Source organism: Shimia abyssi (assembly GCF_003014475.1).
In the GTDB taxonomy this organism is placed as follows: Bacteria; Pseudomonadota; Alphaproteobacteria; order Rhodobacterales; family Rhodobacteraceae; genus Shimia; species Shimia abyssi.
This window is the reverse complement of record NZ_PYGJ01000004.1, coordinates 1-25,277: the sequence shown is the minus strand read 5'-3', so window position 1 is coordinate 25,277 and position 25,277 is coordinate 1. Positions and strand designations below refer to the sequence as shown.

At 58.5% G+C, this 25,277-nt stretch carries 27 protein-coding genes, 1 tRNA gene and 1 pseudogene; 17 read left to right on the top strand and 12 right to left on the bottom strand.

The window, feature by feature from the left end:
* Positions 1–3 precede the first annotated feature (3 nt).
* The 7 genes from CLV88_RS08645 to ftsH all read left to right on the top strand — a co-directional run bounded on the left by CLV88_RS08645 (position 4) and on the right by ftsH (position 7,609).
* Positions 4–507, top strand: a complete 504-nt coding sequence (locus tag CLV88_RS08645; protein ID WP_106607998.1) for an ExbD/TolR family protein — start codon at positions 4–6, stop codon at positions 505–507.
* Positions 476–1,606, top strand: coding sequence for an energy transducer TonB (locus CLV88_RS08640; RefSeq protein ID WP_243403608.1), 1,131 nt, complete (start codon positions 476–478; stop codon positions 1,604–1,606). Before CLV88_RS08645 ends, CLV88_RS08640 begins: the two co-directional genes overlap by 32 nt.
* Positions 1,603–2,928: a Tol-Pal system beta propeller repeat protein TolB gene (gene tolB / locus CLV88_RS08635; protein ID WP_106607997.1), complete on the top strand. Its 1,326-nt coding sequence runs from the start codon at positions 1,603–1,605 to the stop codon at positions 2,926–2,928. The genes CLV88_RS08640 and tolB overlap by 4 nt, the downstream gene beginning before the upstream one ends.
* Before the next feature lie 75 nt (positions 2,929–3,003).
* A complete protein-coding gene (pal, locus tag CLV88_RS08630; protein WP_106607996.1) occupies positions 3,004–3,522 on the top strand; it encodes a peptidoglycan-associated lipoprotein Pal in 519 nt (172 codons plus the stop codon).
* Positions 3,523–3,525: 3 nt separating this feature from the next.
* Entirely contained in the window at positions 3,526–4,362 is an 837-nt protein-coding gene (gene ybgF / locus CLV88_RS08625) for a tol-pal system protein YbgF (protein WP_423827729.1), read from the top strand.
* Between the two features lie 20 nt (positions 4,363–4,382).
* Positions 4,383–5,588 carry a tRNA lysidine(34) synthetase TilS gene (gene tilS, locus CLV88_RS08620; RefSeq protein ID WP_106607995.1) on the top strand — a complete coding sequence of 402 codons (1,206 nt, stop codon included), beginning with the start codon at positions 4,383–4,385 and terminating at the stop codon, positions 5,586–5,588.
* A gap of 101 nt (positions 5,589–5,689) precedes the next feature.
* Positions 5,690–7,609 (top strand): ATP-dependent zinc metalloprotease FtsH, encoded by a 1,920-nt coding sequence (gene ftsH / locus CLV88_RS08615; protein ID WP_106607994.1) that lies wholly within the window; start codon positions 5,690–5,692, stop codon positions 7,607–7,609.
* Between the two features lie 68 nt (positions 7,610–7,677).
* Here ftsH and CLV88_RS08610 read toward each other — a convergent pair whose 3' ends face one another.
* Positions 7,678–8,373 carry an RES family NAD+ phosphorylase gene (locus CLV88_RS08610; protein ID WP_106607993.1) on the bottom strand — a complete coding sequence of 232 codons (696 nt, stop codon included), beginning with the start codon at positions 8,371–8,373 and terminating at the stop codon, positions 7,678–7,680.
* Positions 8,370–8,759 carry an antitoxin Xre-like helix-turn-helix domain-containing protein gene (locus tag CLV88_RS08605; protein WP_106607992.1) on the bottom strand — a complete coding sequence of 130 codons (390 nt, stop codon included), beginning with the start codon at positions 8,757–8,759 and terminating at the stop codon, positions 8,370–8,372. The genes CLV88_RS08610 and CLV88_RS08605 overlap by 4 nt, the downstream gene beginning before the upstream one ends.
* A 140-nt stretch (positions 8,760–8,899) precedes the next feature.
* Here CLV88_RS08605 and CLV88_RS08600 point away from each other — a divergent pair, with 140 nt between their 5' ends.
* The 7 genes and pseudogenes from CLV88_RS08600 (at position 8,900) to folD (ending at position 14,208) form a co-directional block, all read left to right on the top strand.
* Positions 8,900–9,664, top strand: coding sequence for a methyltransferase domain-containing protein (locus CLV88_RS08600; RefSeq protein WP_106607991.1), 765 nt, complete (start codon positions 8,900–8,902; stop codon positions 9,662–9,664).
* 11 nt (positions 9,665–9,675) lie between these two features.
* Complete coding sequence (locus CLV88_RS08595; RefSeq protein ID WP_106607990.1) at positions 9,676–10,275, top strand: MOSC domain-containing protein; 600 nt, start codon at positions 9,676–9,678, stop codon at positions 10,273–10,275.
* Positions 10,276–10,366: 91 nt separating this feature from the next.
* Positions 10,367–10,594 (top strand): annotated as a pseudogene (locus CLV88_RS23760) (CBU_0592 family membrane protein); the annotation flags it as partial.
* A 199-nt stretch (positions 10,595–10,793) separates the two neighbouring features.
* A complete protein-coding gene (locus CLV88_RS08590; RefSeq protein ID WP_106607989.1) occupies positions 10,794–11,081 on the top strand; it encodes a cyclic nucleotide-binding domain-containing protein in 288 nt (95 codons plus the stop codon).
* Between the two features lie 174 nt (positions 11,082–11,255).
* Positions 11,256–12,932 (top strand): formate--tetrahydrofolate ligase, encoded by a 1,677-nt coding sequence (locus tag CLV88_RS08585; RefSeq protein ID WP_106607988.1) that lies wholly within the window; start codon positions 11,256–11,258, stop codon positions 12,930–12,932.
* A 57-nt stretch (positions 12,933–12,989) separates the two neighbouring features.
* The gene (locus CLV88_RS08580) at positions 12,990–13,295 is read left to right on the top strand and encodes a chorismate mutase (protein WP_106607987.1); all 306 of its coding nucleotides are present in this window, start codon (positions 12,990–12,992) and stop codon (positions 13,293–13,295) included.
* 10 nt (positions 13,296–13,305) lie between these two features.
* Entirely contained in the window at positions 13,306–14,208 is a 903-nt protein-coding gene (gene folD / locus CLV88_RS08575) for a bifunctional methylenetetrahydrofolate dehydrogenase/methenyltetrahydrofolate cyclohydrolase FolD (RefSeq protein ID WP_106607986.1), read from the top strand.
* Between the two features lie 46 nt (positions 14,209–14,254).
* Here the strand turns inward: folD and CLV88_RS08570 are convergent, their stop codons facing one another.
* Entirely contained in the window at positions 14,255–14,683 is a 429-nt protein-coding gene (locus tag CLV88_RS08570; RefSeq protein WP_106607985.1) for a PaaI family thioesterase, read from the bottom strand.
* Positions 14,684–14,801: 118 nt separating this feature from the next.
* Between CLV88_RS08570 and CLV88_RS08565 the strand changes: the two genes are divergently transcribed.
* On the top strand, positions 14,802–15,566 hold the full coding sequence (locus tag CLV88_RS08565) for a LytTR family DNA-binding domain-containing protein (protein WP_165798843.1): 765 nt from the start codon (positions 14,802–14,804) through the stop codon (positions 15,564–15,566).
* Between the two features lie 26 nt (positions 15,567–15,592).
* On the opposite strand, the gene pdeM is transcribed toward CLV88_RS08565, so the two are convergent.
* From pdeM to CLV88_RS08520, 9 genes are all read right to left on the bottom strand, one after another.
* Positions 15,593–16,255 carry a ligase-associated DNA damage response endonuclease PdeM gene (pdeM, locus tag CLV88_RS08560; RefSeq protein ID WP_106607983.1) on the bottom strand — a complete coding sequence of 221 codons (663 nt, stop codon included), beginning with the start codon at positions 16,253–16,255 and terminating at the stop codon, positions 15,593–15,595.
* A gap of 103 nt (positions 16,256–16,358) precedes the next feature.
* On the bottom strand, positions 16,359–18,776 hold the full coding sequence (locus tag CLV88_RS08555; protein ID WP_106608234.1) for a ligase-associated DNA damage response DEXH box helicase: 2,418 nt from the start codon (positions 18,774–18,776) through the stop codon (positions 16,359–16,361).
* A gap of 24 nt (positions 18,777–18,800) precedes the next feature.
* Positions 18,801–19,091: an ArsR/SmtB family transcription factor gene (locus CLV88_RS08550; protein WP_106607982.1), complete on the bottom strand. Its 291-nt coding sequence runs from the start codon at positions 19,089–19,091 to the stop codon at positions 18,801–18,803.
* Between the two features lie 132 nt (positions 19,092–19,223).
* Positions 19,224–19,763 (bottom strand): DUF4166 domain-containing protein, encoded by a 540-nt coding sequence (locus CLV88_RS08545; RefSeq protein WP_106607981.1) that lies wholly within the window; start codon positions 19,761–19,763, stop codon positions 19,224–19,226.
* The gene (locus tag CLV88_RS08540) at positions 19,760–20,173 is read right to left on the bottom strand and encodes a thiol-disulfide oxidoreductase DCC family protein (RefSeq protein WP_341477154.1); all 414 of its coding nucleotides are present in this window, start codon (positions 20,171–20,173) and stop codon (positions 19,760–19,762) included. Before CLV88_RS08540 ends, CLV88_RS08545 begins: the two co-directional genes overlap by 4 nt.
* A gap of 79 nt (positions 20,174–20,252) precedes the next feature.
* The gene (locus CLV88_RS08535) at positions 20,253–21,482 is read right to left on the bottom strand and encodes a mandelate racemase/muconate lactonizing enzyme family protein (RefSeq protein WP_106607979.1); all 1,230 of its coding nucleotides are present in this window, start codon (positions 21,480–21,482) and stop codon (positions 20,253–20,255) included.
* A gap of 72 nt (positions 21,483–21,554) precedes the next feature.
* Positions 21,555–22,640, bottom strand: coding sequence for a zinc-binding dehydrogenase (locus tag CLV88_RS08530; protein WP_106607978.1), 1,086 nt, complete (start codon positions 22,638–22,640; stop codon positions 21,555–21,557).
* Positions 22,641–22,731: 91 nt separating this feature from the next.
* A complete protein-coding gene (locus CLV88_RS08525; RefSeq protein WP_106607977.1) occupies positions 22,732–23,946 on the bottom strand; it encodes a TCR/Tet family MFS transporter in 1,215 nt (404 codons plus the stop codon).
* 165 nt (positions 23,947–24,111) lie between these two features.
* On the bottom strand, positions 24,112–24,300 hold the full coding sequence (locus CLV88_RS08520; protein ID WP_106607976.1) for a DUF6324 family protein: 189 nt from the start codon (positions 24,298–24,300) through the stop codon (positions 24,112–24,114).
* Between the two features lie 68 nt (positions 24,301–24,368).
* Between CLV88_RS08520 and CLV88_RS08515 the strand changes: the two genes are divergently transcribed.
* Both CLV88_RS08515 and CLV88_RS08510 read left to right on the top strand, forming a co-directional pair.
* Positions 24,369–24,860: a GNAT family N-acetyltransferase gene (locus CLV88_RS08515; protein ID WP_106607975.1), complete on the top strand. Its 492-nt coding sequence runs from the start codon at positions 24,369–24,371 to the stop codon at positions 24,858–24,860.
* 44 nt (positions 24,861–24,904) lie between these two features.
* Positions 24,905–24,981 (top strand) — tRNA-His (locus tag CLV88_RS08510).
* Positions 24,982–25,277 lie beyond the last annotated feature (296 nt).

Genomic DNA, 25,277 nt, shown 5'->3' with positions numbered 1-25,277 from the left:
GCCATGGGCGCGGGTGTGATGAAATCCGGCGGAGGTGGCGGTGGCAAGCGGCGGCGTAGGTCGCGGCGGCGTAGTCAGCCGATGTCGGAGATTAATGTAACGCCCTTTGTGGACGTGATGCTGGTGTTGCTCATCATCTTTATGGTTGCGGCCCCGTTGTTGACGGTGGGCGTGCCGGTAGAGCTGCCCAAGACGGCGGCGAACCCGTTGCCGGGCGAGCAGGAAGAACCGCTGACGGTGACAATAGCACCGGATTTGACCATTACCATTCAGACAACGCCTGTCGCACCGGATGAGCTGGTGCCCAAGCTGCGCGCGATTGCAGAGGAGCGTGCTTCGGATCGGGTTTATCTGCGCGCAGATGGGTCGATCCCTTATGAAGCGGTGGTCCAGATCATGGGCGCGCTGAATGCCGGTGGATTTGCGGATATTGGTTTGGTGACGGATATTGGCGGCCCGTCGCTGGACGGGTCAGATGCGGGCGCATCCGGCGAGACCGGGAACTGAGGCGGCTGCGGTGCACATCGGGCATTATATCTCGGGGGTGGCCCATACCGGATTGATCGGATGGGTGCTGTTTGGCGGGGCTTTTCAGTCTGAGCCGCCACCTCTTGAAGTGACAGGTGTGTCGGTGATCACCGCAGAAGAGTATCAAGCGGTGTTGCGCGCACAAGAGGCCCCCGCGCCATCGACTGATATTGCCGTGCCCATCATTCCCGAGGCAGAGCTGGAAACGCCAGACTTGTCATCGGCGACGGATGCGCCGGTCGAGACACCATCGCCCCCCAGCACAGAAGCTGCAGAGCCGGATGCGACACCGGACCTGAGTGACCTGACCGCGCCTGAGCCTCAGGACGTGACCGAAGAAGCGCCGGTTTTGCTGACACCAGAGGTAGATACGGCCGTGGTGGTTCCGGATGTGTCACCGCGCCCTGTTGTGCGACCTGCACCACGGGTTGCGCCTCAGCCTGTGGCCCAGCCTGAGCCGGATGTGACGATTGATGACGAGGTGCGCGAGTCGACTGAGCCGGACACCGCCGGAGAGACCCAAGAAGAAGTGGTTGAAGAGACCGCTCCCGAGGCGGCCTCGACCGAGATTGCCACCGAGGCCAACGAAGATGATGACGCCCCTGTGGCCAGTGCGGCCCCGACGCGGTCGGTCAGGCCGCGCACGCGCCCGGTTGCAAGGGCCGAGCCGAGCACGGGAACGGATGCGGCCGTGGCTGCGGCACTGGCCGAAGCGGGCGCAGAAGAAAGCACACCAAACCAGCCGACCGCCCCGTCAGGCCCGCCGCTGACCAGCGGAGAGAAAGACGCCTTGCGGGTGTCGGTTCAGAATTGCTGGGTCGTGGATGTCGGGTCGCGCGCGGCGGATGTGACCGTGACGGTGGGCTTTTCATTGGATCGGGATGGCCGGGTTCAGGGTGACATTCGTTTGATAAATGCCGAAGGTGGCGACGAAGCGGCAGCCAGAACAGCGTTTCAGTCTGCAAGACGGGCGGTTTTGCGCTGTCAGAAGACTGGATATGAATTGCCTGTCGAAAAATACGACCATTGGCGTGATATAGAGATTACATTCAACCCGGATGCCATGAGGCGCAGATGACAAGATTGCTTGCAACGATATTGATTGGATTGATGGGGCTGGGCATGGCCGCCCCTGAAGCTGTGGCGCAGAACGGCCCTTTGCGGATCGAGATCACCGAAGGTGTGATAGAGCCGTTGCCGTATGCGGTGCCAGATTTTGTGGCCGAGACCCAAGGGTCCAATCAGGTGTCAAAAGACATCAGCCGTTTGATCGCGGAAGATCTGAGCGGTACCGGGCTGTTCCGCGAAATTCCGGCCAGCGCACATATTTCGTCTATCACCAATTTTGGCAGCCCGGTGCAGTTTGCCGATTGGAAAGCGATCAACGCACAGGCGCTGATCACGGGTGGCGTGAGCGTGAGCGGCAATTCGCTTGAGGTGAAGTTCCGGGTTTGGGATGTTTTTGCCGGGCAAGAGCTGGGTTCGGGGTTGAGGTTCAAGGGCACGGTTGATGGCTGGCGGCGCATGGCACACAAAGTGGCCGACGAGGTTTACAGCCGGATCACGGGCGAGGGCGGCTATTTTGACAGCCGCGTCGTGTTCGTGAGCGAGACCGGCCCAAAGAGCGACCGCAAGAAGCGGCTGGCGATCATGGATTATGACGGGGCGAACCTGCAATACTTGACCGACAGCAGCGCGATTGTGCTGGCGCCACGGTTCTCGCCGACGGGCGACAAGGTTTTGTATACCAGCTATGAGACGGGTTTTCCCGAGGTGTTTGTGTTAGATGTTGGGTCGGTTAGGCGCAATGTTTTGTCCACGAATAATGGCGGCATGAGCTTTTCTCCGAGGTTTTCGCCAGATGGCAAGAGTGTGCTGTTGTCGGTGGAAAGTGGCGGTAATACAGATATTTACAAGGTTGGCATTAATGGCGGTCAGCGTCAGCGCCTGACCAGCGGAGCATCGATTGACACCGCCCCGAGCTTTAGCCCGGATGGCAGCCGGATCGTGTTCGAGAGCGACCGCTCGGGCACGCAGCAGCTTTATGTGATGGGCGCCAATGGCGGCGAAGCGACACGGATCAGCTTTGGTCAGGGTCGGTATGGCACGCCGGTTTGGTCGCCGCGTGGGGATCTGATCGCGTTTACCAAGCAGAACAAAGGTCGGTTCCACATCGGTGTGATGCGCACGGATGGATCTGAAGAGCGCCTGTTGACGGCGTCGTTTCTGGACGAGGGCCCAACATGGGCGCCCAATGGCCGGGTGATCATGTTCACCCGCGAGACGCGGGGCACCGACGGTGTATCTGCGCTTTATTCGGTGGATGTGTCCGGGCGCAACCTTAAACGGGTGAAGTTGAACGGCGGCGGATCTGATCCGAGCTGGTCGCCATTACAGTAACGGGTATTTTGAAAGATTGGCCAGTGTGGTAAAGACGCGGCCAAGAAAAGAAAACTGAGGCGAGGCAGGTTTGAGATGAAACATTGGACAAAAGCGGCGCTGTTGATGGCTGGTTTGGCGCTGGCAGCGTGTAACGATCCCGGCTATTTGGGGAGCGACAATTACAACACAAATGACGGTGCATTAGGCGCCGGAGAGGCCGAGGCGGGCAGCGTGGATGACCCGACATCGGTGGCGCATTTCCAAGAGGTGATCGGGGATCGTGTGTTGTTTGAAGTTGACCAGTCGACATTGAACGAACAGGGGCGCCTGGTTGTGCTGGCGCAGGCAAACTGGCTGCTGGCCAATGGCGAGTATACAACCGTGATCGAAGGTCATGCGGATGAGCAGGGCACACGGGAATATAACCTTGCGTTGGGGGCACGTCGTGCGAGCGCGGTGCGCGAATTGCTGGTCGCCCAAGGGGTTGCTGACAGCCGCATTCGTACTGTGAGCTATGGCAAGGAACGCCCGTTGGAGGTTTGTTCCGAGGAAAGCTGTTATGCCAAAAACCGCCGGTCAGTCACGGTGCTGACAGCCGATGTCACGGGGTAAGCGATGATGCGTCGGGGCTTTGCATATGCGATTGTGATCGGGCTGGCATTGGCCCCGGTGGCGGGGTTCGGCCAATCGCGTGACGAGACGTTGGCCGATATTCGCCAGCAATTGACGGTGCTGTATGTCGATATCCAGCGGTTGAAACGTGAGCTGAGCACCACCGGCGCACCGGGCGGCGTGACGGCGGGCGCAAGCACGTTGGAACGGTTGGATGCGATTGAGCAGCAGGTGAAAAACCTGACGGGCAGGACGGAGCAACTGGAGTTTCGGGTTCAGCGGATTGTTGACGACGGCACCAACCGCATTGGCGATCTGGAATTTCGTCTGGTCGAGCTGGAGGGCGGCGATCTGAGCGCGCTTGGCGAGACAACGACATTGGGAGGTGACGTTGAGGAGGTGCCATCCTTTGGCACGCCTGATACGGGCTCTGGGGACAGTACAGGCAGCGAGTTGGCCGTTGGCGAAAGCGCGGACTTTGGTCGCGCCAGACAAGCGCTGGACAACGCGGATTTCCAGTCTGCGGTGGATCAGTTTGCCGGGTTTGTCGACACGTATCCCGGTAGCCCATTGGAAGAAGAGGCCCATTTGCGCCGGGGACAGGCGCTGGAAGGGTTGAACGAAAACACCCGCGCGGCGCGCGCGTTTCTGGCGGCCTATTCCGGCGATCCACAAGGGCCGGTGGCCGCAGAATCGCTGTATCATCTGGGGCGTTCGCTGGCGGTGCTGGGACAGATCAACGAAGCGTGCGTGACTCTGAACGAGGTTGGTGTGAGGTATCCCGGAACGCCACAGGTGTCTCAGGCAAACGCTGAAATCGCTCGGTTGCAGTGCCCGTAAACGACGATACGAGACCATTGATGGACCGGCTGGCGGAGACGCTGGCCGGCTTTTTTGTGGGCGATGCGCCACGGATCGGTGTGGCGGTGTCCGGCGGAGGGGACAGCATGGCGATGCTGGACCTGTTGCGGCGTGCAGGTGTTGCGCTGGACGTGGTGAGCGTGGACCACGGGTTTCGCGCCGAAGCCGCAGACGAGATGACGCTGGTGGCGCGGTATTGCGCGCGGCACGTGCTAAGGCATGATGTTTTGAGTTGGAGCTGGGACGGGCGTGGCAACAAGCAGGATGCGGCGCGGGAAGGGCGCGCGGCGTTGATTGCGGATTGGGCCGTTGCGCGCGGATTGGGCCATGTGGCGCTGGGGCACACGCTGGATGATCAGGCCGAGACGGTTCTGATGCGTCTGTCGCGCGGGTCCGGCGTGGATGGGTTGGCCGCGATGATGCCCGTTTCGCAGCGTTTAGGGGTGCGTTGGCTGCGCCCAGTGTTGAGCGTACAGAGAGCGGAGCTGCGCGCGTATCTGAGGGCAGAAGAGCAGGCCTGGGCGGACGATCCGTCGAATGATGACACGTCTTATGATCGGGTGCGGGTACGCAAATTGCTTGAAGGTTTGGAGCCGATGGGTCTGAGCGCAAAGCGGTTGGCGCGCACAGCGGCCCACATGGCGCGCGCGCGGGATGCGCTGGACTGGGCCTTGGGGGCGCTGGTCCGCGAGGTTGTGACGCTGGATTCGGGAGATGTGGTTATTACGTTACCCAAATTTGCGGCCGCGCCCGAAGACCTGCAAACCCGCCTGCTTGCACGGGCGTTGGGCTGGATTTCCGGGGATGCTTATAAACCGCGATATTCGGCACTTGAGGCCGCGTTGAAAAGCAAAACGGTCTTTGCGCTAAGCGGCTGTCTTGTGATCCGCAAGCGGGACCAGCTGCGTATCACCCGAGAATGGGCGGCAGTGGCGGAAAGCTGCTGTGCTGTGGGAGAATTATGGGATGGGCGTTGGAGGCTGACTGGTGATGCGCAAAATGGCATGGAAATCAGAGCATTGGGAGAAGCCGGATTGGCCGAGTGCACCGAGTGGCGCGCCACGGGGCGGCCCCGCCAGAGCCTCTTGGCATCCCCGTCTGTGTGGCACAACGGAGTGCTTGTTGCGGCACCCTTGGCGGGTTTGGATGCGGGGTGGTATGCTGAAATTGTGCCAGAGCATGGCGACTTTGTGGGATTGTGCTGATTTCAATGCCAATTATCGCATTGAACATGGCCGCGTGATGTCTATTTAACTGTAACGACCGCTGTGCTAGGCACGGCGACGATTTACTTGGGAGAATTGCCTTGGGCAACGCACGCAATATTGCATTCTGGGTCGTACTTTTTCTGCTGATCCTGGCACTGTTCAACCTGTTCAGTGGAGATAGCGCGACCTTGCAGGGCCGCGAAACCAGCTATTCAGACTTTGTTACCGCCGTGGAAAACGACACCGTGGCCAGCGTGACACTGGATGGTGAAAAGGTGCGCTATGCCACCAGTGACGGCACGAATTATGTAGCGATCAAGCCGACCGACGCCGAGGTGACGGCATTGTTGATTGATCAGGGTATTCCGGTTCGCGCCGAAAGTCAGGAACAGTCTGGGTTCCAATCCTTTCTGATCAGCCTGCTGCCCTTCCTGCTGTTGATTGGTGTCTGGATTTATTTCATGAACCGGATGCAGGGTGGCGGCAAAGGCGGCGCGATGGGCTTTGGCAAATCCAAAGCCAAGATGCTGACCGAAAAGCATGGCCGTGTGACGTTTGATGACGTAGCGGGCATTGATGAAGCCAAGGAAGAGTTGGAAGAGATCGTGGAATTCCTGCGCAACCCGCAGAAATTCTCGCGATTGGGCGGCAAGATCCCTAAAGGAGCGCTGCTGGTGGGCCCTCCGGGTACGGGTAAAACATTGCTGGCGCGCGCAATTGCGGGCGAGGCGGGTGTGCCGTTCTTTACCATTTCGGGTTCTGACTTTGTTGAGATGTTTGTGGGTGTGGGTGCGTCTCGTGTGCGCGACATGTTCGAGCAGGCGAAAAAGAATGCTCCGTGCATCGTGTTTATCGACGAGATCGACGCCGTGGGCCGCCATCGTGGCGCGGGCTATGGCGGTGGTAACGATGAGCGCGAACAGACGCTCAACCAGTTGCTGGTCGAGATGGACGGTTTTGAGGCCAATGAAGGTGTGATCATTCTGGCGGCGACCAACCGTAAGGATGTTCTGGATCCGGCTCTGTTGCGCCCAGGTCGTTTTGACCGGAACGTGACCGTGGGCAACCCGGACATCAAGGGCCGCGAAAAGATTTTGGGTGTACACGCCCGCAAGACACCGCTGGGCCCGGATGTGGATCTGCGCATCATTGCACGCGGGACACCGGGATTCTCGGGCGCTGATCTGGCCAACCTCGTGAACGAGGCCGCACTGATGGCGGCGCGCGTGGGGCGCCGGTTTGTCACCATGGAGGATTTTGAATCCGCCAAGGATAAGGTGATGATGGGTGCCGAGCGCCGCTCGATGGTGTTGACGCAGGACCAGAAGGAAAAGACAGCTTATCACGAGGCCGGTCACGCGGTGGTTGGTCTGGCGCTGCCGGAATGTGATCCGGTCTACAAAGCGACGATCATTCCGCGCGGTGGCGCGCTGGGTATGGTTGTGAGCTTGCCCGAAATGGATCGGTTGAACTATCACCGGGATGAGTGTGAACAGCGCCTTGCGATGACCATGGCAGGCAAAGCCGCTGAGGTGATCAAATACGGTGAGGACCATGTGTCCAACGGCCCGGCGGGCGACATCATGCAGGCCAGCCAATTGGCGCGCGCGATGGTGATGCGCTGGGGCATGTCCGACAAGGTTGGTAACATTGATTATGCCGAGGCGCATGAGGGCTATAGCGGCAACACCGCCGGGTTCTCGGTGTCGGCGCATACCAAAGAGCTGATCGAAGAAGAGGTGAAACGTCTGATCCAGCAGGGTTACGACAAGGCGCTGGAAATCCTCAAAGAGAAGCACGACGAATGGGAACGTCTGGCGCAAGGGTTGTTGGAATACGAAACCTTGACCGGCGACGAGATCAAACGCGTGATGAAAGGCGAACTGCCGCAATCGGATGACGACGATGGCGACAAATCCGACGAGGGCAACGCGCCGAGTGTAACGGCGATCCCGAAAACCAAACCGCGCAACAAGCCAAGCGGTGATGGTGGGATGGAGCCGGAGCCAACGGCCTAAAAGACAGCATTAGATGCAGGAAAGCCGGGGGAGTCCCCGGCTTTTTCTTTTTGGCATGGGTGTTGGCATTAGGCGACGAATTTGACCGTGTAGTTGGGAGAGCCGTCCCAGTAGAGATCCCATTGCGCGCCGGGGGTGACGTTTTGAATGGCGCTGGGGTCAAAGCAGACAAGGCAGTCGCCCCGCGGCGCGCGCACAGAGGGGTAGATCAGCCCGCGAGAGCCGTTGGCGCGCAGGTCACGGGCAAGGGCCTGTCCAGCCGGGTAGCCGATGTCTGTATTAGGATGCAGAGCGGTGTGATCGGGGGTGTCGGTCATGTCATCAAAATGGCCGATAAAGTCGGCGCGCAATTCGACATAGCGCCCATGATCTTCGAAAACGCCGGAATAGCCCAGCTCTCGGGTGCGGTGGAACGCCACCTCGGCAATGGAGACCTGAACGTCCCAAGCGCAATACCATGCGCCACGACGTTCAGAATTGAACCTGTTGCCGCCCGAACGAGTGTATGTGAAGGCGGCATTGACGTGGGTGTTTCCATAGACGCGCAGGTCCGATTGGCGGCGGTACCAAGCCAGTTCGCGTGGATCGAGATGCGGATTACGGCCTGCTTCGGCCACGAGGCGGGCGCTGGTCAATCCTTCTATCTCGGCTAAGATATCGGCCTCTGCATCGGTGTCGACCAGTCCGCGCAGCACGGGAGGCTTATGGTAGGTGGCGGGCAGCAGCCTTACGAGACCCCGGTCCGAGAGATCTGTTTGTTTCACGCACCACCTCGAACTGCATCGAGGTAAGTTCGGATGTTAAGAATTTGCGGCAAACCGCCATCAATTGCGGAGTCTACGGGGCGTTTCCCGTTGAACAGGGGACCGGCGTTGACGCGGGTCATCCAACCGCTTGCGACAGGTTCAGAAAAGTAGAGTTCCAGAGACTTGTAGATGCCGATTATGGCCGAAAGGCGCAGCAGCTGATCTTTGCTCAGCTCGCCCGTGAAGTTGGGTTTCTTGGCACGTTTCCATGTGCTCTCGGACATGTCAGCAAGCTGTGCAGCGTCCTTTTGCGACAGACCCCAGTGATGCGCGATGCGCGCGTAAGCCTTGAGGGCGACGGCGGTGATCTCAGCGGGCTGGGGTTTGGGTTTGGTGATCTGCATGATGAGTCTCCTGATATCAATATGGGATCATTTGGACCCAAAAGCAAGTTCAAGTGATCTACTCATTTGACATAATTGCGGCCAAGAGGGGAGCGTGTTTAGGTGATGGATGTGGAATGCGGGCCAGAGGGAGCGCGATAATGAGCGATTGGAACCCGGACAAATATTCGCGGTTTGGGGATGTGCGGTTGCAGCCTGCGCTAGATTTGCTTGCGCGAATTGGGGCGGTGCCTGAAGGGGATGTGGTTGATCTGGGCTGCGGCAATGGGGCAGTGGGCGCGCGGTTGCGGGACAGATTTGAGGGGCGTGTGTTGGTTGGGGTAGATAATTCGGAGGCGATGCTAGAGAAAGCGCACGTGGGTGGGGCGTATGACGCGCTGGTTACGGCGGATATTGCCGATTGGGTTCCGGAACGCGCACCTGCGGTGATCTTTTCTAATGCGGCGTTGCAGTGGTTGGATGGCCACGACGCGTTGCTGCCGCAATTAACCGGAATGTTGCGGGCGGGCGGGATATTAGCGGTGCAGATGCCCGCGCAGAACCAGGCACCGTCACACGCGGCTTGGGGCGAGGTGTTTAGTACGCTGTTTCAGGGGCGGGATGTGGCGCGCGGGCCAGAGATTCTGTCTGCCGGGGCGTATTTCGATCTGTTGGCCACAATAGGGGATGTGCGCGTTTGGGAGGTGCTTTATTATCAATACCTTGCGGCTTCGGAAGACGGACATCCGGTGCGTCGGTTCACCGAGAGCACTTTTGCCCGTCCATATTTGGATGCGGTGACTTCGGCGGAGCGCTTGGAGTTGATTGCCGGGTATGAGGCGGCTATGGCAAAGGCATATCCATTGCGCGCGGACGGGTCGGTTCTCTTCCCGTTCCGACGCTTGTTTTTGACGGTAGAGATTTGAGTGGGGACCTTATGCCAGCTTTGAAACCGACGCGATTTTTTGGGGAAATCACCTGGCTTGGGTGTGTTGCGGATTCTGATGTGGATTTGAGCGCGGTGGCGCGTGAGGCGCTGACGCTGAGGTTTGCGGGGCCGGAGGGCGAAGGGCATGCGGGAATGACGCGCAAATCCTGTAGCCGGGTTTTAGCGCAGCATCCGCGCGGTACCGAGATCGCCAATGCGCGCCAGCTATCAGTGCTCAGTCAGGAAGAGGTGGATGCTATTGGGGCTGCAATCGGGCTTGAGGCATTGAGCCCTGCCATGATGGGTGCGTCGTTGGTGGTGCGGGGTATCCCAGATTTTACCCATGTGCTGCCCGGATCCCGGTTGCAGGGTGAAGATGGGGCAACCATCGTGATCGACATGGAGAACCGTCCCTGTGTGCTGCCCGGTCGGGTGATAGAGGGGGCGCATCCGGGGCATGGAGCGGCGTTCAAAGCGGCGGCCAAAGATCGGCGCGGGGTCACGGCTTGGGTTGAGCGCGAGGGCGTTTTTCGGCTGGGCCAGCGTCTGCGGCTGCATGTGCCGGACCAGCCGGTTTGGGCGCATCTGGATGTGGCGCGCGCCGGGTAATGCGTGTTTGCGTCTGTGGGAAAACCTTTTGACCCGATGAAGACTCGCGGTATCAGTATTGCGTCCATTTATTTTCGGGCGGGTGAGTTGATTGACGCAGGAAACACTATTTGAAATTGCGGGGCTGATTGGCGTTGCCTTTTATCTTGGTAGCTATGCGCTTTTGCAGGCCGGAGTTCTTAAGGGAAACGGCTATGTTTATGCAACGCTGAACTTGCTGGCCGCGAGCCTTGTTCTGGTGTCGCTATTCAACGGGTGGAACCTGTGGTCAGCTATAATTCAGACCAGTTGGATAGTGATCTCTGTGGTGGGTATGACGCGCGTATGGTTGTTGACGCGCGGCTTGCGATTTTCCGAAGAGGAAGAGGCCCTGAGAGCGCGGCATTTTTCACATATGCGGCGGCTGGATGCGAAGCGGTTGTTTCGGGCGAGTGAGTGGCGGGACGGCGTGCGGGGCGAGGAGTTGACCAAAGCGGACACCCCGGTGACGCGGCTAAGCTATGTGATGCCGGGGGGGCGTGAATATTGTGGTTGGCGGCAATGTAATTGCCGAACTTGGCAGCGGCGAGTTCATCGGAGAGATGGCGTGTCTGGCGAAAGGTCCAGCGAGTGCGACAGTAGAGATCAACCAGCCGTCGCGGTATTTTAGTATTTCGTCGGATGCGCTGAATGGGTTGATCCGCAAGAACGCGGAGATTGAAGCGCATCTGGAGGCAGCGTTTGCCCATGCGGTGCGCGCCAAGTTGGTGGCGACAAATGCGCGGTTGCAGGCCGCCTTGCAAGGCCGGACCGGAACGGATGGGTGATTAACGTCCCCTGCGGTGGGATGCTATTCCGGTGCGAAGCGCAATATCAAAACGGCGTGAGCCGTGTTTGTCCGACGTAAGTTGAGCCGGAAATGTCGGAAATGCAGAGCCACGACATGGGCCTAAGCGGTTAAAGATTCGCCAGATTGCTTTTTCCGACAGTAAGGGACCGTCATGAGCTTTAAGACCGACATCGATATTGCCCGCGAGGCAAAGAAACGTCCGATTCAGGAAATTGGTGCAAAACTGGGTATCAGTTCTGATGACCTGCTGCCATTTGGCCATGACAAGGCGAAGGTGAGCCAGGAGTTCATCAATTCGGTAAAGGACCGCGAAAACGGTAAGCTTATCCTCGTGACGGCGATCAACCCGACCCCGGCGGGTGAAGGTAAAACCACCACGACCGTTGGTCTGGGTGACGGCCTGAACGCGATTGGCAAAAAGGCCGCGATCTGCATTCGCGAAGCGTCGCTCGGCCCGAACTTTGGCATGAAGGGTGGCGCCGCAGGTGGTGGTTACGCGCAGATCGTGCCGATGGAAGACATGAACCTGCACTTTACGGGCGACTTCCACGCGATCACGTCGGCGCACAACCTGTTGTCGGCAATGATCGACAACCACATTTACTGGGGCAATGAGCTGGAAATCGACGAGCGTCGTGTGACATGGCGCCGTGTTCTGGACATGAACGACCGCGCGCTGCGCGACACTGTGACCAGCCTTGGTGGCGTGGCCAACGGCTTCCCGCGTCAGACCGGGTTTGACATCACCGTGGCGTCCGAAGTGATGGCGATCCTGTGTCTCGCCAACGATCTGGAAGACCTGCAGAAGCGTCTGGGCGACATGATCGTGGCTTATCGTCGTGATCGCACACCGATCTATGCGCGTGACATCAAGGCGGACGGCGCGATGACCGTTCTGTTGAAAGACGCGATGCAGCCAAACCTGGTGCAGACGCTGGAAAACAACCCGGCCTTTGTGCATGGTGGCCCATTTGCCAACATCGCCCATGGCTGTAACTCGGTTATTGCGACCAACACTGCGCTGAAAATCGCGGACTACGTTGTAACCGAAGCTGGTTTTGGGGCCGATCTGGGTGCTGAAAAGTTCATGAACATCAAGTGCCGCAAGGCGGGTCTTGCACCCGATTGTGTGGTTCTGGTGGCCACTATCCGCGCCATGAAGATGAACGGTGGCGTCGCCAAGGCCGATCTGGGTGCGGAGAACGTGGACGCAGTAAACGAGGGCTGTGCCAACCTGGGTCGCCACATCGGCAACCTCAAGCAGTTCGGCGTACCGGTTGTTGTGGCCGTGAACCACTTTGTCACCGACACTGATGCCGAAGTGCAGGCCGTTCTGGACTATGTCGCGACGCAAGGGTCCGAAGCGATCCTGTGTCAGCACTGGGCCAAAGGATCGGAAGGTACTGTTGAGCTGGCCACCCGTGTGGCCGAGATTGCCGATGCTGGTGTGAGCCAGTTTGCGCCGCTCTACAAAGACGATCTGAGCCTGTTTGAAAAGATCGAGCGTGTAGCAACGTCGATCTATCGCGCGGACGAGGTGCTGGCGGACAAGAAAATCCGCGATCAGCTGAAAGCGTGGGAAGATGCGGGCTATGGCGATCTGCCGGTGTGTATGGCGAAAACGCAGTATTCGTTCTCGACCGATCCAAGCCTGCGCGGCGCGCCGACCGGCCACTCGGTTCCGATCCGCGAAGTGCGTTTGAGCGCGGGTGCGGGTTTTGTTGTCGTGATCTGCGGTGAGATCATGACAATGCCGGGTCTGCCGCGCAAACCTGCCGCGGAAACCATCGGGATTGACGAAGAAGGTCTGGTTCAGGGCTTGTTCTAAGCGCTGGTAAATGCTTTTCCTGCGGCCCATATCCTTTGGGCCGCAGGAGACTTTTAGATGGCTGAATTAACTCCTCCGCATCAGTGCACTACGATGCAGGCGCTGCGCGCCGAGATTGATACGCTGGACGCGCAGTTGGTCGACCTGTTGGCGGTGCGCGCCAGTTATATCGACCGGGCGATCGCGCTTAAACAGGCCGAGGGCCTACCGGCGCGTATTCCCGCACGTGTTGAGGAGGTGGTGACCAAGGTCTGTGCCAAAGCGCAGGCCGCAGGGTTAGACCCGGCGCTGAGCGAAGCGTTGTGGCGGAAATTGATTGATTGGTCCATCGCGCGAGAGGCGCGAGTGATCGATCTGAACTGAGGAGAAAGTGATGACGGCTCAGATTATCGACGGCAAAGCATTTGCGGCCACGGTGCGCGAGAAGGTTGCGGGGCATGTGGCCCGTTTGAAAGAAGAAAACGGCATCACACCAGGTTTGGCCGTTGTGCTGGTGGGCGAAGACCCAGCGAGCCAGGTTTATGTGCGTTCCAAGGGTAAGCAGACCGTTGAAGTGGGCATGAACAGCTATGAGCACAAGCTGGATGTCGAGACGTCTGAAGCGGACCTTTTGGCGCTGATTGATCAGTTGAATAATGATCCTCAAGTGCATGGAATTCTGGTGCAATTACCACTGCCGAGCCATCTGAACGAAGATCTGGTGATCAACTCGATTGACCCGGCCAAAGACGTTGATGGTTTTCATATTTCGAATGTGGGTCTGTTGGGGACCGGGCAAAAATCAATGGTACCGTGCACGCCGCTGGGCTGTTTGATGATGCTGCGTGATCATCACGGCAGCTTGTCGGGTATGGATGCGGTGGTAATTGGTCGATCCAACATTGTCGGTAAGCCCATGGCGCAGCTGCTTCTGGGCGATAGCTGTACCGTAACTATTGCGCATTCCCGCACCAAGGACCTGCCAGATGTTGTGCGTCGGGCCGATATTGTGGTTGCCGCAGTTGGTCGACCAGAAATGGTGCCGGGCGATTGGATCAAGGAAGGCGCCACCGTAATCGACGTGGGCATCAATCGTATTGATGCGCCGGAAAAGGGCGAAGGCAAAACGCGTCTGGTGGGCGATGTGCACTTTGAAAGCGCCGCCGCTCGCGCAGGGGCGATCACACCCGTGCCAGGTGGCGTTGGTCCGATGACCATTGCCTGCCTGCTGGCCAATACGGTTACCGCATGTTGCCGGGCGAATGGATTGGCTGAGCCTGATGGCCTGACAGCCTGAAAAGAATAATAATTTTGACTTTGGGCGGCCCAATTGGGCCGTCTTTTTATTTTGGTGTCACCGGGACCATGGTGCCCGTCATTAAAGCGACTTGTGTGCTAACGCCGTTCTCGACGGCAAAGACCTGAGATTCGACAATTACCAGCCGACGACCGGGTTTGATCACTCGTCCCTTGGCCAACAGGATATCACCCTTGGCCGGAGCCAACAGGTGGATTTTCATCTCGCTGGTGAGCACCTCTGCCTCTAACGGCATGACCGAAAGTGCGGCATAGCCTGCAGCCGAATCACCAATTCCAAAAGTGAGCGCTGCATGGCCAAATCCATGTTGTTGCTGACAAATTTCTAGAATTGGTGCGGAAATCTCGATATTTCCATGGGCCAAATACGAGAGTGACGCGCCGAATGTTTCCATCATGGATTGTTTGGCAAAGCTATCTTGTAATTTTTGCGTGAGGTCGGGGGCTAAGGTCATTGTTTGAGCTTTGTACCGGGGTAAACGGGATAGAGTATGGTAAGCGAAGTATTTGTTTCGTGTCTGCGTCAAGAGGCGACAAGGTTGTGAATTCTTAACAGCTTGGTCGAGTAAGGTATTGAAGAAGTTAAGAGTTATTTTCCGGCTGACATTCAAGTCACTGGTTCGCCCACGGGTTTTGGCAATCTGTTTCCTAGCGTTGATCGCCGCTGTCGGAATGGGACCGTTTGGAACTTACACTTCGATGAGCTTTGCGGAGCGATTATTGTACTGGGGTTTGATCGTTCCGATTTCGGTGATCTTTGGGTACGTGTCCTTTGCGTTGTCCGTTGTCGTTGGTCGCAAGCTGTCACTGTCTGCGCGTTATGCTTTGGAGGGCATTTTTGCGACTTTATCGATAACGATGTTGGTGTGGGGCATTGGGCGATTGAAATCGACCATCGGCAGTGCTGGCGAGCTGTCATTGTTGCAAGCATTTGGCTTTGTTGCTCTTATTACTGCAGCCGTTGTCACTTTGCGGGCGATTGTGGTGCAGGCTATTGGCGCGAAGTCGCAAGTTGAAACCCGATTTGAACCTCGTCTCGCGCAACGTCTACCCAGTGAAATAGGCGGTTATGTAATGCATTTGTCAGTGTCGGATCACTTTGTAAGAGTGTCGACAGATCGCGGAGAAACGCATTTGCGGATGCGGCTAAGTGATGCGATTTCTGAGATGGAAGGGGTGGACGGGTTTCGGGTTCACCGATCGCATTGGGTGGCGCGTGATGCAATAAAACTAGCCGAGACGCGACAGGGGAAAACCGGTTTGGTCTTGAATTGCGGGCGCGAAGTGCCAGTTTCGCGCAATTACAAACCGACACTGGTTGAGGCGGGTGTTCTTTAGAAGAGTCAAATGTTTGGCGGACGCGCTTAACGTGGCATGGGCACCATGCGCGGGGTTTGACCAGTGAGAATTGCGCGCGCCTCTGGGCGCATTAGGTCGCTCAGAGCGGCATCAGTGCTGCGCAGCCCACCGGTATAGGTGCCAAAGGCGGGCAGAATGACGCGATCACTGTCAAAAAGGAACGCTGGGCGCGAGATGGCGCGCAGGCGCGTTTGTACGCGAACTTTTGGGTGGTAATGGCCCGAAACTTCTCCGCTTTTACCCGACTGTGCAATGTGGCGAAACGTGAGCGGCGCGACAGGGAGTTCAGCCAAATGCGTTCCGCCAAGATCGACCGGACCGGGATCATGATTGCCCTCGATCCAGACCCAACGACGCCCGGCTTGTAATCTGCTGATCCAAAGCCGATCCGCTTGGGAAATAGCCTCTGCGGCCTCCAGATCATCAAAACTGTCGCCCAAACAGACAATGGTGGCCGCATTTGTGCCGTTGAGATCATTTTCGAGGCGGATTAGGGTGTCGCGCGTTTCATAAGGTGGCAAGTTTGAACCGCCTCGTCGTGCGATGCGGGACGATTTTCCCAAGTGCAGATCAGAGACAACGAGCAAACGCTGCTCTGCCCACCAAAGTGCTCCGGACCCAAGGGCGGTGAGTGTGGCGCCAGCGATTGTAAATTGCACTCCGTTCATGAAATGTTCGTAACTTGAGGAGAGTCTTGTGGCAAGAGGCTTGTTTCTGAGATTCCACAAATGGAACATTTGACTGTTTGAAAGGGTGAAATATAGAGAAATCTTAGACAGAAGGTGACATTTGGGCCAATCCGCTTTCCCGCATGAGTGCTTCGGTTTCTTCGGCGAGAAGGCGTTCTTCTGCGCTGCCGGATTGCACGGAAACCTTGCCCACTTCGAGGAATAGTGGGGCCGCGAAAGGGGTGACATGTGGGGTGCGGATGTGATCGACGCGGGAATCAACGCGGGTAAGCATGTCTTCGATGCGGGCGAAATCGACAAGGCCGCGCATGGCTTCAGTGCGGGTGATTTGCATCAAAAGGTGGTCTGGATCGTATTTGAGGAGTGTGTCGTAGAGAATATCAGACGAAAAGGTCGCCTGACGCCCCGATTTACGTTTGCCGGGCGTGTTGCGTTCGATCAGCCCGGAAATGGTTGCGACACCGCGGAAGGTGCGTTTCATCAAAAGATTGCCGGCAAGCCATCCATCAAGACCTTCGCGCAAAGCGTTGAGATCAAAGAGCGGTTGTGGATCGGTGACCGCATCCAAACCCCAGATGAGCGTTGCGTAATCGGTGGAGACAAAGCCCATTGGGGCTAGCCCCATCTCCTCCATGCGTTTGGTGAGCAACAAGCCAAGTGTTTGCTGAGCATTGCGTCCCGCAAAGCCGTAGACGCAGAGATTTTCACGTCCGTCGCGCGGAAACGTCTCGATCAGTAAGCGGCCGGGTTCTGGCAGGCGCGACATGGATTGCTGAAACCGGAGCCAGTCGGCGGTGTGGGCAGGTAGATCGGACCAATCGCTGTTGTTCAACAGGCGGAGGATACGTTGCGAAAGCTGGGTGGAGGTTGAGAATTTTGTGCCGGAAAACACAGCGATGCGCGGCTTTCTTGCAGCATTTCTGGAAACTTCGACGGTCATTTGGCGCAGCCCCTCGTAACGCACGATTTTTCCGCCAATGAGGAATGTATCGCCCGGCAAAAGCGAGGCGGCGAAGGATTCTTCGACCTCGCCAAGCGGTTTGCCGCCTCGGTTGCGGCGCATGCGGACCTTGAGGGTGTCGATATCCTGAATCGTGCCGGCATTCATGCGAATCTGGGACGCAGCACGGGGGTCGCGCAATTGCCACAGACCATCGGCGCGCAGTTGCAGGCGCTGCCAGCGATCGTAGGCGCGCAGGGCGTAGCCACCGGTGGCGCAGAAGTCGAGACAGGCGTTAAAGGTTGCGCGATCCAGATCAAGAAAGGCGCCGGAGCGGCTCATTTCGTTGAATAAATCGTCCGCAGAGAAAGGGCCGGATGCGGCAGTGAGCAGGATATGCTGACAGAGCACATCAAGTGGTCCGGGGCCAAGTGGATCACCGTCGAGGTCATGTTCGCGCACCGCTTGCAAGGCGGCAAAACACTCGATGACTTCCCACCTGTTCGCCGGAACGAGCAGGGCCTTGGACGGGGCGTTGTAGCGGTGACTGGCGCGGCCAATACGCTGAACCAAGCGTTTGACGTTCTTGGGGGCGCCAACTTGAATGACAAGATCGACATCACCCCAGTCAATGCCGAGATCAAGAGAGCCGGTGCAGACAATGGCGCGCAAGTCACCGCGCACCATGGCGGCTTCGACACGCTCGCGCTGTTGACGGTCGAGCGAGCCGTGATGGATACCAATAGGCAGGCTGTCTTCGTTGGCGAGCCAGAGATTGTGAAAGAATATCTCGGCCTGGGCACGGGTGTTGTGAAAGATCAGCGTGGTTTTGTGCTGTTTGATCTGCTCAAGCACTGCCGGGATCGCGTAAGCGGCCCCACCGCCAGACCACGGTGGGGCCTCGGCTGATTGCAGCATCGCGATGTCTGGGTCGGGGCCGGGGTCTGCTGTGACGATCTCGCACGGGTCTGGATGGCGGGCGAGCAGGCGGGCAATGTCATTGGGGCGGTCAACGGTGGCTGAGAGGCCGACGCGGCGCAGGTCGGGGCAGAGTGTGTGCAGACGGGCCAGGGCAAGGAAAAGCTGATCACCGCGTTTGCTTTCGGCGAGGGCATGTATTTCATCGACGATGACACGTTTGAGTCCGGCAAAGATGCGCGGGGCGTCAGGGTAAGACGTTAATAATGCTAGGCTTTCCGGTGTCGTTAGCAGGATGTGGGGCGGATCAGCGCGTTGGCGTTTTTTGACGGTGGCCGAGGTGTCGCCGGTGCGATCCTCGATCCGGATATCGAGACCGATCTCGTCAACCGGGGTGCGCAGGTTGCGTTTGATGTCGGCGGCAAGCGCTTTGAGAGGGGAGACGTAGAGCGTGTGCAGGCCGTCATGCGGCGCGGTGGCGAGATCGGCAAGGGTTGGCAGAAACCCAGCCATAGTTTTACCCCCGCCGGTGGGCGCAATCAGCAGGAGGCAGGGCGCATTACTGCGCGCGACCATGTCGCGCTGGTGCGGATGCGGTTGCCAGCCGCGCGATGCGAACCAGTTTTCAAGCGCGGAAGGCAGTTGACCCGGCTGAGACAAAAGCAATCAATCCTGCGGAGGGGCGCAAAACAGGCGGTAGAGTGTCTCGATCACTTCGGCCGTTTTTTTGTCGGCAAGTGAGTAGTAGATCGTCTTGCCATCTCGACGGGTGGAGACCAACCGTTCTTCGCGCAGGCGGGACAGCATCTGGGATACGGCGGCTTGGCGGATTTCGAGTAGGGATTCCAGCTCGCCCACGGATTTCTCCCCGGATGCTAAGTAGCATAAGATCATCAGGCGCCCTTCGTGGGCGAGGGTTTTGAGAAAAGCGGCGGCAGACGCGGCGTTGGCCGCCATTTCTGAGGGGGGCGCGGGGGGCATGGGATTGGTCACGCGAGGTATTTCCTTGGGCGGTCTTGAATGGTCGGGGTGCTATAGCACGAGTACCTGTGCAATGCGAGGCGATGGGAACGTGTGGTGATCACTGTCTCATGAGATGTTGTATGGGGTCAGCGCGCCGCGATAGTGCACGATTAGCGCGTCAGTGATGGGCGCGAAGAGGGCGATGTCGAAATGGAACTGGTCGTTTTGGGCAAACTCGCGCGCCTCTGAGCGCGGTAGGAGCCAATGGGGCAAGCGGATGGGGCCTAGGTGTGCATGCGTTACGGGCCAGTGGAGCGCGTTGTCACGAAAGTCGAGATTGATCGAAAAGGTGAGTAGGCCTAGGCGTTCGGTCAGACCGCGATTGGTGGCGCTGAGGTGTGAGCGCAAGGTGGTATTGCCAAAGGTGCGTTGCCACGTTTCGCCCCGAGAAGTAACGGTCTTAGATACTGTCACAGGCAGGTCCGTGGCGGGTTTGGGGAACCGGAACAGAGTGGCGATGAGGTTTGGCAGAGCGCCCGGCCCACGCGTAATGGTTGCGTGACCGTGCCAAAGGCTTTGTTTGCGGGTACTGTGGGCGGCGCGCAATGGGTCAGGAAGCGCGTGAAAGGTGGGACCGAGGATCCGCTCGAACATAGTGACAGTCATTGCATGAGGCGTTTCTGAAAAGCCGGATCCGGCAAGGCGCACATATCAGCGTGGCCAAAAAGGGCGTAACGATTGCGCGCAAGGCGCTGATAGAGCCAGTCGCGCATAGGGCGCGGGAACAGGCGCAGGGTGTTGGTCAGAGTTCCAAGCCCACCAAAATGGCGACCGGCGTGAATGACGCCGTCAAAGTCGATATGGGCTGCGCCGTCGTGGAGAAACAGCCAAGTCGAAGGATCAGAAGGGTCGAGACCGTAGTGGGTCAGCAAGGCGCGGCCCAATGGGGTTTGGATCGGGCAAATGCGCACGGTACCAGTTTTGTCCAGACGATGGATCATGCGCGCGCCCCAGCTACAGACAGCGCATTCAGCGTCCATCACCGCGATGGGCGCTGCGTCGTCAAATTCTGGCACTGATGGGTCAGTGCGGTAGGAGTAACGCGCGTGCATGAGGGTGATATGACGCGCGCTGGTGTGCGCTACAAGGGTCTCGTTACTCTTTTACCGGCGAGCCGCCCGCAAAATTGTTGTCACCTTGATAAGAGCAGGGATCGTCCTGCATTTGCAGGTGCAAGCCGTCCCCGGTGTAAGGGTGAGCGCGCGCCAGAGTTTCGTTGACGTCGATTCCAAGGCCCGCGCCGGTGGGAGGGCGGATGTAGCCATCTTCGACACGGAAGCTGTGGTTGATCAAATTATAGTGGAAATCAGTCTCAATGCTTTCGACCAAAAGCAGGTTGGGGATTGACGCACCAAGTTGGATATTGGCAGCCCATTCCACGGGACCTGCGTAAAGGTGCGGGGCCATTTGGGCGTTATAGGCCTCGGCAATGGCGGCGACCTTTTTCATTTCCCAGATACCGCCTGCACGGCCCAAAGCCGGCTGCAGTATGGTGGCCGCGCCCTGACGCAGGATCTCGGCAAACTCGGCCTTGGTGGTCAGGCGCTCGCCGGTGGCCACAGGAGTGGTGACGGCGCGCGCGACCTTGGCCATCTCGGGGATATTGTCAGGTGGGATGGGTTCTTCAAACCAGAGTGGGGAGTAGGGTTCCAGCGCGGTGCCAAGCCGGATGGCCCCGGCGGTTGAGAACTGGCCATGGGTGCCAAAGAGAAGATCGGCGCGGTCGCCCACCGCGTCGCGGATGGCGGCGCAGAAGGCGACGGATTTGGTGATGTCGTTCATCGAGGGCATGTGCCCGCCGCGCATGGTGTAGGGGCCAGCGGGGTCGAATTTTACGGCCGTGTAACCCAGATCGACCATAGCCAGCGCGCATTCGGCGGCCATCTCTGGGGAGGACCAGAAATCAGTGATGTCGTGCTGTGGTAGGGGATAGAGATAGGTGTAGGCGCGCAAACGTTCGTTCATTTGCCCGCCAATCAGCGCGTGCACCGGGCGATCGCGGTCTTTGCCCAAGATGTCCCAGCAGGCGATTTCGAGGCCGGAAAACGCACCCATGACGGTGAGGTCGGGCCGTTGGGTGAAACCCGAGGAGTAGGATTGGCGAAACAGACGCTCGATGTTCTCGGGGTTTGCGTTGAGGAAATACCGCTCAAACAGGTCGCGGATCACGTGGGTCATGGCGTCGGGGCCGATGGAGGAGGCGTAAGCTTCGCCCCAGCCGGTGATGCCGGTGTCGGTGGTCAGTTTGACAAGGATCCAATAGCGCCCGCCCCAGCCCGGAGCCGGTGGGGACGTGACGATGATATCGAGGTCAGTGAGTTTCATGGTGAGGTCCTTGGGTGTGGCGCGGGCGGATGCCTCCGGCGGGGATATTGGGAGCGAAAGGAAAAGGCAGGGTCAGTCAAACAGGATGACGTTGCGTTTGGCCGAGCCGGTTTTGGTGTCTTCGATCGCTTCGTTGATCTGATCGAGTGTCCAGCGGCCCGAGATCAGCTCGTCGAGTTTGAGACGGCCCTGTTCATAGAGATCAACCATCCAAGGGATGTCGCGCTGAATCACCACGTCGCCCATTTTTGAACCCTGCATTCCCTGGCCGATGGCGGCGAGGATGACGGGTTCATAGGTGGATTTTGCGCCGGAATGAGGCATGCCGACCATGATCACCTTGCCGCCGCTGCCCAGATATCGGGGGGCATCGTCATAGGCGGGGATTGCGCCAACAGTGACGATAACGGCATCTGCGCCTTTGCCCATGGCGCGTTGCGCGGCGATCCATGGTTTCTTGTCGGTGGCGAGGACCCCATCGGTGGCGCCAAATTCGCGGGCGATGGCGAGTTTTTCCTCGCTCATGTCGACCGCAACGATGCGGCGGGCCCCGGCGATACGCGCGCCCTGGATCGCGTTGAGGCCAACACCGCCTGCGCCAATCACCACGACATCTTGGCCAGCGCGCAGTTGGGCGGCGTTGACGACCGCGCCGACGCCGGTGATGACACCGCAGGCCACCAGAGAGGCGGCCTCCATCGACATGTCGGGCCCAATTTTCACGGCCTGACGGTGGCTGACCACAACTTTTTCAGCAAAGGCGCCAGTGGCCATGGCCTGATGGAGGTTGCCGCCCTGGGTGGTTTTGAGGGGGTGGCTGTCGCCATCAACCGGGGTTTCACAGAGCGTGGGTTTGCCGCCAGCACAAGACGGGCAGGACCCACAGGCGCGGATCAGGGTGACAATGACGGCATCACCAAGGGCAAGGCCATTGACGCCGGGGCCAAGTGCGGTGACGCGTCCGGCGGCTTCGTGTCCGTAGACGGCCGGCAACGTGCCGCCCCAAGCACCTGAGGCATATGTGATGTCAGAGTGGCAGATAGCAACCGCAGATAAAGTGACTTCGATTTCGCCCATCTGTGGGTCTGCGAGATGGATCTCTTCGACGACAAGCGGTTCTCCGAATGCGTGGCACACGGCGGCTTTGATGGTTTTCATTTGGGGCGCTCCCTCCCGGTTTGTTGAGACCAGATTGGCGCGGTTTTGAGTGAAAGCTAGTCTAAATCGACGGCTGCGCGTCGTTTTTACGTCACGTCGGTTGGGAGTTGGGGCGGCGCGATCCCATGAAGACGAGAATAGCAAGGACCATCAGGACCGCAGAAACGAGGAAAGGTGCGCCAGGTAGATATGTTGTGGCGTCTTCACCCGAAAACCGGGCAAAAGTCTGGGTCATCACCAGCGGTGCGAGGATGGTGGCAAGCGATGTAAGGGAGGCCAGTACGCCTTGTAATTCACCCTGGGAATCGTCGGGGACACGGCGCGACAGGATGCCCTGAAGCGCTGGAAGGCCAATCGCGCCTAAGGCAAAGACCGGAATCATGGCCATCAGGAGCATGCCATTTGCGACAAAGGCGACAAAGACAAAGGAAGCGACTTCGATCCAGAGGCCTATGAGAACAGTTAATCGATTGCCAAAACGTTTGATGGATGGGGCGATTAGGAACGCCTGGACCAAGGCAAAGCCGATGCCATAAGCGGCAAGGGATATGCCGATCATACGCGGTGACCAGTCAAACATCTCGGTGGTGAAATAGGGCCAGATCGACGGCCACACGGCACCGGCAATTTGGTAAAGAAAAAAGACCATGAGTAGTTTGCCCATGGCGGGCAGTTGACCCAGTGCCATGAGGGACCCCAACGGATTGGCGCGCGACCAACGGAACACGCGACGCGTGGCGTCGGTGACGGTTTCTGAGAGCACCGCCCAACCAAGGAGAGCGTTAAGACCGGCAAGGACGGCAGCAGCCCAGAACGGCGCGCGGGTGCCAAATTCGGCCAGCACACCGCCTAAGACGGGACCAAGGACAAAGCCGATGCCAAAACCTGCGCCCACAACACCAAAGGCGCGGGCTTTGTCCTGGGGGGAAGAGATATCCGCCATATAGGCCAACGCGGTGGCATAGGTGGCCGCGGTGATGCCAGCAATGACGCGGCCCAAGAACAATAGCCAGATCGTGTCGGCAAGGGCCATGACAACATAATCAGCAGACATGACCACAAGGGAGACCAGCAAGACCGGGCGACGCCCGAAACGGTCTGACAGGCTGCCCAGAAAGGGGCCAAAGATAAATTGCATGACTGCAAAAACAGCCGAAAGAATGCCGCCCCAGATCGCGGCCTGCGCGATGTCGCCACCGGCAACCTCTTGAATGAGGTCGGGCATGACGGGAAGGATCAGACCAATGCCCATGGCGTCAATGACCACGGTGGCGAGAATTACGAGGACAGGTAAACGGGAAAACATAGACTCACCGGTTCAATTTCAGGCAAGGGGCCATGAAATGACGCGCAGGTCAAGCTTGGAGGCGCGCCTGCTCATCCACCCGCGCAGGCGTCTTCGTTGTTTCTCAATGTTGCAAAAGTACCCCGGGGGAATCGCAGCTTGCTGCGATGGGGGCTGGCCCCCTACCTAGTCGGTGACAGCCCGCGCCGTGGCCGCAGCGGCAAGGATTTCTTCTGCGATTTCCTGTGCCTCATCAGGATCGAAATCCATTGGGATCTCCACATCACCTGCTTCGATGAAGATACGCACGAATCCCTGATCGGTTGGGCCTATTTGAAGGTTGGCTTCGACGTCGCGTTCGGTGTTGATGCCCATGGGTCTTCTCCTGTGACTGCGTCTCGGGTAGCGTGAAAGCAAGTCCAAGGCAAGGCGGGGGAGCGGCAATGGTAGGCGAAAACGCGGGTTTACGGCCGTTTGTGGCGTCGGATATCGATTGGTTGGTGGATGCGCATGCGCAGCTATATGCCCGTGACGAGGGCTTTGATCAAAGTTTCGGTGTGTTGGTGCGCGAGATTCTGGAAGAATTTGTTGCCAAACAAGAAATCGACGTCGAGGCGGGCTGGGTCGCACAAGCGAAGGGCGTGCCCTTGGGCAGCATCTTTTGTGTTAGGAGCGACGTACCGGATGTGGCCAAGCTGCGGCTTTTTCTGCTGTTGCCAACGGCACGTGGAACGGGGTTAGGGCGGCGGATGCTTGAGACTTGTATGAGGTTTGCGCGCGACCGCGGGTATCACGGGATGCAACTTTGGACACATGAGAGCCACCGGGCCGCCTGTGCGCTTTATGCGGCGAATGGGTGGTCGCTGACACGCTCTGAACCGGTGCATAGTTTTGGTGTCGATCTTGTCGAACAAACTTGGGAAATTACATTTTAGGCGCTTGCAATCGTCGTCGTAGAGCGCTAAGTCGCCCGCACAGTGCCGCCTTAGCTCAGTTGGTTAGAGCGCTGGATTGTGGATCCAGAGGTCTCCCGTTCAAACCGGGAAGGCGGTACCATTTACCCTAACCCGCTTGGTTGTCGTCACGCATGCGTTTGTTGCTGTGCGGGCCTATTCGCGATTATTCTAGGCAATTTCCGTTTCTAAGATCAAATGAGTTCCCAGGCGGCACTTTGGCGAGCCAGCTGAGCGCAATCGTCGTTTAGGGCAGCTGGAGGTGATTAACGAATGGTGCGCGAATGCGTAAATCGAAGCCTGCTGTGAACGGCGGAGCAATACTCGTCCACGGTAGCGTCGGCGTTGTGCCGTCGCGGGCGGCGTAAAAGTCGTCCACTTTGGCCCTTTCGATATTCG